This window comes from Kitasatospora sp. NPDC004240 (genome assembly GCF_053603215.1).
Window position 1 is genome coordinate 23822 of sequence record NZ_JBSGFD010000101.1, and the last position, 6181, is coordinate 30002.

Annotated in this window: 7 protein-coding genes; all 7 read right to left on the reverse strand. The window is 74.8% G+C overall.

Translation table 11 applies throughout. The features are described 5' to 3' along the window. Positions 1-16: 16 nt before the first annotated feature. Positions 17-922 (reverse strand): hypothetical protein, encoded by a 906-nt coding sequence (locus ACWEQL_RS25290; RefSeq protein ID WP_452152597.1) that lies wholly within the window; start codon positions 920-922, stop codon positions 17-19. A gap of 185 nt (positions 923-1107) precedes the next feature. Further along, a complete protein-coding gene (locus ACWEQL_RS25295) occupies positions 1108-1986 on the reverse strand; it encodes a thioesterase family protein (RefSeq protein ID WP_452152598.1) in 879 nt (292 codons plus the stop codon). A gap of 147 nt (positions 1987-2133) precedes the next feature. Further along, positions 2134-2571, reverse strand: coding sequence for a transcription antitermination factor NusB (nusB, locus tag ACWEQL_RS25300; protein ID WP_452152599.1), 438 nt, complete (start codon positions 2569-2571; stop codon positions 2134-2136). Positions 2572-2575: 4 nt separating this feature from the next. Beyond that, positions 2576-3136 carry an elongation factor P gene (gene efp / locus ACWEQL_RS25305; protein ID WP_452152600.1) on the reverse strand — a complete coding sequence of 187 codons (561 nt, stop codon included), beginning with the start codon at positions 3134-3136 and terminating at the stop codon, positions 2576-2578. Between the two features lie 79 nt (positions 3137-3215). Further along, on the reverse strand, positions 3216-4322 hold the full coding sequence (locus tag ACWEQL_RS25310) for a M24 family metallopeptidase (RefSeq protein WP_452152601.1): 1107 nt from the start codon (positions 4320-4322) through the stop codon (positions 3216-3218). A gap of 92 nt (positions 4323-4414) precedes the next feature. Further along, entirely contained in the window at positions 4415-5224 is an 810-nt protein-coding gene (locus ACWEQL_RS25315; RefSeq protein WP_452152602.1) for an Fpg/Nei family DNA glycosylase, read from the reverse strand. 77 nt (positions 5225-5301) lie between these two features. Further along, positions 5302-6181 (reverse strand): AAA family ATPase (locus ACWEQL_RS25320; RefSeq protein ID WP_452152603.1); only part of this gene is annotated, 880 nt, incomplete at its 5' end.

A 6181-nucleotide genomic window follows, 5' to 3' on the forward strand; every position in this document is an offset into this window, starting at 1 on the left:
CGGGCCGGCGCGGGCGTCAGCAGACCGTGCCGAGGACGAAGCCCGGCTGCGCCCCGATACCGTCCAGCCGCACCGGACCGGCCGCCGGGGCCCAGTCCGGGCCACCGCTGTGCCACGCCCAGGCGGACGGCACGTACTCCCCGCAGGACTGCGCCGAACCGCGGGAGCCGTGCAGCAGGGCCGTCCCGGGCAGCTCCAGGGCCAGGCCCGCGCAGAGCACCGCGCAGACCAGCTCCAGGTCCTCGTCGTTGATCCGCACCACGCCGTCCTCCCACTGGAGCACCTTGGCCACGGCCGTCAACGGCCCGCCCGCGGATTCCACCGAAAGGCGCAACTCGAAGACCCCGCAGCCGGCCCCGACCAGCATCCGCCGCAGCACCTCGGCCCCGCGCCGGTAGGCGGCCCGGACCTCCTCGCGCTCCCGCTCGTACAGGCCCCCGTCGAGCAGCAGGTCGGCGTGGCACAGCGTCAGCCCGTTCTCCCGGGCGCGCTCCAGGCGCGGCAGGAAGTCCCCGACCAGCTCCTCGCCCTGGTACGGGAGCAGCTGGGTCTGCAGCGCCGGATTGACCAGGTAGCGGTCGCGGGCGGCGGGCTCGGCCGGGTCGAGGCCGTGCAGCAGGCAGAACTCGGCGAAGTCCTGCGGGTGGAACATCCGGGCCCGGACGGCGGAGAAGGTGCTCCGGGCCTCGGCGAGCAGCTCGGCGGCGTCGGCCAGGTAGCACGCGAAGTCGGGCGCGTCGGTGAGCCGCCAGGCGCGGGCCCGCTCGAAGTCCTCGGCGCTGGTCAGGAGACCGGTGACGAAGGCCTGCTCGTCCCGGGCCGGACGGTGCCGCTCGCGCGGGGCGCGCGCCGCCCGGGTACGGGGGCGGGGGCCGGCTGCGGTGCAGTCGGTGCTGCGGCGGGCGCGTCCGTTGCGGCTCATCGGGGGCTCCTGGGGGCGGGTCACGGTCAGCGGCGGGGGTGCCGCTGACCGTTCTCCTCCCCAGCCCCGCGTGTCGCACACGTACGGCGTGTCACAGAGTTGTAACCGTACGTGAAGACGGCGTGTCGGCCGCGTGGACCGGGCGCGACGGGGGCGTCGGGCCCGGCACCCGGGTCGGGCGGCGGTCAGGCCCGGCGCGGGGCGCGGGCCAGCTGGCGGGACTGCGCGACCAGCCGGCCGGACTCGTCCCAGACCTCGCAGTCCTCCTCGAAGTAGCCGCCGGCCAGGTTGCGGGTGGCGTGGCTGACCCGCAGCCAGCCGGGCACCGGCCGGGCCCGCAGGTGGACGGTCAGCTCGATGGTGGGCGCCCAGCCCGGCAGGCCGAGGTCGAAGGTGACCGGCGGCAGCGCGTCGGCGGCCAGCAGGAGCATCAGCGGGTCGGGCTCGCGGCCGTCGGCGAGCTTGAACCAGCCCTGGATCCGGCCGTTGCCGGAGGGCCGGCCGAGCGCCCAGCCGATGGTGGCGGGGTCGAGCCGCAGGTCGAGGCGCTCCAGCAGGGCGGCCTGCTGGATCAGCTCCTTGGGGGCGTGCTCGACGCCCACGCACTGGTCCGGCGGGGGCAGCTGCGGCGGGGTGGCGCTGGTGCGCACCTCCCCCTCGGCGTCCGCCAGGTCCCCGTAGCTCGCGACCACGCGCAGCCGCTCCACGCCGTCCTGGGAGAGCGAGGCGGTGGCGGTGGACAGTGAGCGGCCCGAGCGGATCACCTCGGTGGTGACGGTGGCCGGGCCGGGCACGGAGGCGGAGAGGTAGTAGCCGGTGATGGAGACCGGGTCGGGGTGGCCGCCCCCGGCCCCGACCCCGGCCCCGATCCCGCCCCCGGCGCCTACCCCGGCGCCGAGCTCCAGGGAGAGCGCGTGGCCGGCCATCGCGAGCAGCAGTCCGCCGTTGACGCCGCCGCCGATCAGCCAGCCCTCGCCGAGCTCGCCGTCGTAGCGGCCGGGCCGATCGGGGTGCGGGGTGAGCGCGATGCCCTGGTCGAACTCGCTGCGGATCGCCGTGGTCATGTGCGGTGGCCTGCCCTTCACCCGTGCCGGCTGGTGTGCCGGCCCACTGTGTTACCGGTCGGTAGCCCAACATACGCCACCGCCCCGGACAGACCAATGGCCGCCGGCCCCCTCGTTCGGGGGCCGACGGCCACGGGTACGGACGCCTCAGCGGCGGATGCCGGGCTTCAGCTCCAGGAAGCGGGCGAGCAGGCCGTTCACGAAGGCCGGCGAATCGTCCGTGGAGAACTCCTTGGCGATCTCGACCGCCTCGTCCAGGACGACCGCGTCCGGGACGCGGTCCTCCCAGATCAGCTCGTACGCGCCGAGCCGCAGGACGTTGCGGTCCACGATCGGCATCCGGTCGAGCGTCCAGCCGACCGCGTACTCGGAGATCAGGTCGTCGATCCGGCCGGCGTGACGGACGTAGCCCTCCACCAGCTCCATGGTGTACTCACCGACCTGCGGGGTGCCCTCGTCCGGCTTGGGCTCCCGGGCCCGGGCCACCCAGTCGGCGAGGACGGTCAGCGGGTCGACCCCGCGGTGGTCGGCCTCGAAGAGGATCTGGAAGGCTCGCGTGCGGGCCTTGCTGCGTGCAGCAGACACGGACTTACTTCACCCGGCCGAGGTAGCTGCCGTCGCGGGTGTCGACCTTGACCTTCTCGCCGGTGGTCACGAAGAGCGGGACCTGGATCTCGGCGCCGGTCTCCAGGGTGGCCGGCTTGGTGCCACCGGTGGAGCGGTCGCCCTGGACGCCCGGCTCGGTCTCGGCGATCGTCAGCTCGACCGCGGCCGGGAGCTCGACGTACAGCGGCTTGCCCTCGTGCTGCGCCACCAGGGCGTCGAAGCCCTCCAGCAGGTACTTGGCGGCGTCGCCCACGGTGGCCGGCTCGATGGTGAGCTGGTCGAAGGTGTCCATGTCCATGAACACGAAGTTCTCGCCGTCCTTGTACGAGAACTGCATGGTGCGCTTGTCGACGTTGGCGGTCTCCACCTTCACGCCGGCGTTGAAGGTCTTGTCGACGACCTTGCCGGACAGGACCTCCTTGAGCTTGGTGCGCACGAAGGCCGGGCCCTTGCCGGGCTTGACGTGCTGGAACTCGACGACGGCCCAGAGCTTGCCGTCCAGGTTGAGGACCATGCCGTTCTTGAGATCGTTCGTGGAAGCCACGGGCGCACTTACTCCTGGATATAGCTGTCAAGGAACCAAGGCTTGCGTCCTGCCGCCGGGGCCGGGGGACGGCCGCCGATCACAGGGCGAGGAGCTCCTTGGTGGTGATGGTGAGCAGCTCGGGCCCGCCCTCTTCGAGGGGGCGTACGACGAGCGTGTCCTCGATCCGGACACCGCCCTTGCCCGGGAGGTGGACCCCTGGGCCGACGGTGACCGGCACGCGGCTGTCCAGTTTACCCATGTCCGAGGGGCCCAGGCGCGGCGCCTCCCGGATCTCCAGACCGATGCCGTGCCCGACCGGGTGCGGAGAGGACTCGGTGTGCCCGGCCGCCTGGAGGATCTCCCGCGCGGCCTGGTCGGGTACGTACTGCTCCACCCCCGGCCCGAGCGCCTCCCGGCCCGCCCGCTGGGCGCGGAACACCAGCCGGTGCAGCTCCACCTGCCAGGGCGCCGGCGCGGCGCCGATCACGAAGGTCCGGGCGGTGGACACCCCGTAGCCGCGGTACTGGGCGCCCAGCACCACGGTCAGGAAGTCACCCTCCTCCACCCGGCGGTCGGTGGGCTGGTGCGACACCTGGCCGGAGTGGCTGCCGGTGCCCACCGAGACCGGGAAGGCCGCCCGGTCCGCGCCGTGGTCGATCATCCGGCGCTCCAGCTCCATCGCCAGGTGTCGCTCGGTGCGGCCGACCAGGATCGACTCCAGGAGCTCGCCGAGCGCCTGGTCGGCGATCTCGGCGGCGATCCGCAGGTCGGCGATCTCGTGCTCGTCCTTGACCACCCGCAGCCGCTCCACCGCCTGAGCGAGGTCGGCCAGCCGGACGCCCTCGGCCAGGCCGGCGACCGCCCGGTGCCGGGTGACGGTCAGGTCGTGCTCCTCGACCGCCAGCTCGCGCACCCGCAGCCGCCCGGCCGCGGCGGCGGCCGCGAGCGCGGTGTCGGCCCCCGCCGCCACCTCCAGCTGCGTGACCTCCTCGCCGATCTGCCGGTCACCGGTGTCGTCCGGCGGCAGGTCGTCGGGCAGTGCCAGCACCACCCGGTCCCGGGTCACCAGCAGGGTCGCCCCGCACGGCGCGCACCCGGTGAGGTACCGGACGTTCGCCGCCCGGGTGATCAGCGCGGCGTCGGACCCCACCGCACCGCAGTACTCCCTGAGCCGTTCCCGCCGCGCCGCGTACGCATCAGACATGCTGTCGAGCCTACGGAGCGGGGCCCCGATCCGCCCGCCGAGCGGACCCGACGGGGCACGTGTCGGGCCCGCGCGACGGCCGGGCCGGCCGGTCAGCGCCGCTGGCAGCCGGGGCACCAGAACAGGTTGCGGGCGGCGTGCTCCTCGGTCCGGACCTCGGTGCCGCAGACCAGGCAGGGCATGGCGGCCCGGCGGTAGACGTACACCTCGCCGCCGTGGTCGTCGACGCGCGGCGGCCGGCCCATGGCCTCGGGGGTGTGCTCGGGGCGGACGGTGTCGATCCGGCCGGCGGTGACGCCCTCGTGCATCAGGGCGACCAGGTCGGTCCAGACGGCGTCCCACTCGGCCCGGGAGAGCTCTCGGCCCGCCCGGTGCGGGCTGATGCCGAGCCGGAACAGCACCTCGGCCCGGTAGACGTTGCCGACGCCGGCCAGCACCTTCTGGTCCATCAGCAGCGCCGCGACCGTCGTACGGCTGCCCGATATCCGCCGCCAGGCGGCCTCCGGGTCGGCGTCGGCGCGCAGCGGGTCGGGCCCCAGCCGGGCGGCGACGGCGGCCTTCTCGGCCGGGGTGATCAGCTCACAGGTGGTGGGGCCGCGCAGATCGGCGTACGCGTCGTCGTTGGCCAGCCGCAGCCGGACCAGGCCCACCGGGTCCGGGGCCTCGCCCTCGCCGAAGGTGAAGCCGCCGTACAGGCCGAGGTGGACGTGCAGCCACGCGCCCTCCTCGAAGCCCAGGAAGAGGTGCTTGCCCTTGGCCTCGGCCGCGGTCAGGGCCTGGCCGTCGATCAGCGCGGCGCCCTCCTCGAAGCGGCCCTGCGGGCTGGAGACCCGTACCGGGCGGCCGCCGAACAGCCGGTGGTTCTCCCCGGCCAGGCGGTGGATGATGTGGCCTTCGGGCACGGGCGTCAGCTCCCCCGGTCGATCAGCAGGACGTCCCCATCATCGCAGCGCCCACCGACAGTCCGGTGCCGCCGGGATCAGCGGACGGGGATGCCCATCAGCCGGGCGAGGATCACCCGGTCGAGCTCGGCCGCGGTGGCGGCGACGTCCAGGTGGGAGTTGTCGATGATCGGCAGCCCGGAGTTGTACCAGCCGGCCATCCGCCCGTGGATGCGGGCGACCTCCTCGTCGCTGAGCCGCCGGTTGCCGCTGCGCCGGGCGTTGCGGCTGAGCACCGAGTCCAGGCTCGGCAGCAGCACCACCGGGATCATGCCGGGGCCGATGTGGCGCTTCCAGCCGCCGAGACCGATCGCCGGGCGGTCCGGGAACACCGCGTCGTCGATGATGCAGGAGATCCCGTTGGCGAGGTAGTTGCGGCAGGCGAAGCCGCAGGTGCGGCGGGCCAGCCGGTACTGCGCCTCGGAGGCGTTGTTCCAGCCGGACTGCGGGTTGGCGAACCCGGCCTGCACCCACTCGCGGACGTCGTCCAGGCTGATGTGCGCGGTGGGCGTCGGGCGGCGCTCCGCCCAGTGCCGGGCCACCGTGGTCTTGCCGGCGCCGGCCGGTCCGATCAGCAGGACGGCTATCGGCCCGGCGGGCGCGTGCCGCTGCGGCGGATGGGCCGGCAGCTGGACGGGCGCGCCCGGGGGCAGCAGGAAGTGCCCGGTCGCCCCGGGCGGTACGGGCGCCGCGGCCCGTACCGGCACGGGCCCGGGGGTGGAAGTGGGGGTCGGGGCGGGCGGGGGCGGCGGGGAGGCGGGCGCCGGTGCGGGGCCCGGTGCCGACGGGCCGGGCTGCGGCCGCGGCTGCGAAGGCTGGGGCGGCGGCGGGGCCGGTGCCTGCTGCGGGGCCCCGGACGGCTGCACCCGGGCCTGCGGCGGCTGCGGCGGCTGCCCCGAGGCGGGCGGCTGCGGCCGG

Bases quoted from the DNA above. Each gene is read 5' to 3' on its own strand.
- ACWEQL_RS25290 (WP_452152597.1), bottom strand. From the start codon at position 922: ATGAGCCGCAACGGACGCGCCCGCCGCAGCACCGACTGCACCGCAGCC.
- ACWEQL_RS25295 (WP_452152598.1), bottom strand. From the start codon at position 1,986: ATGACCACGGCGATCCGCAGCGAGTTCGACCAGGGCATCGCGCTCACC.
- ACWEQL_RS25310 (WP_452152601.1), bottom strand. From the start codon at position 4,322: ATGTCTGATGCGTACGCGGCGCGGCGGGAACGGCTCAGGGAGTACTGC.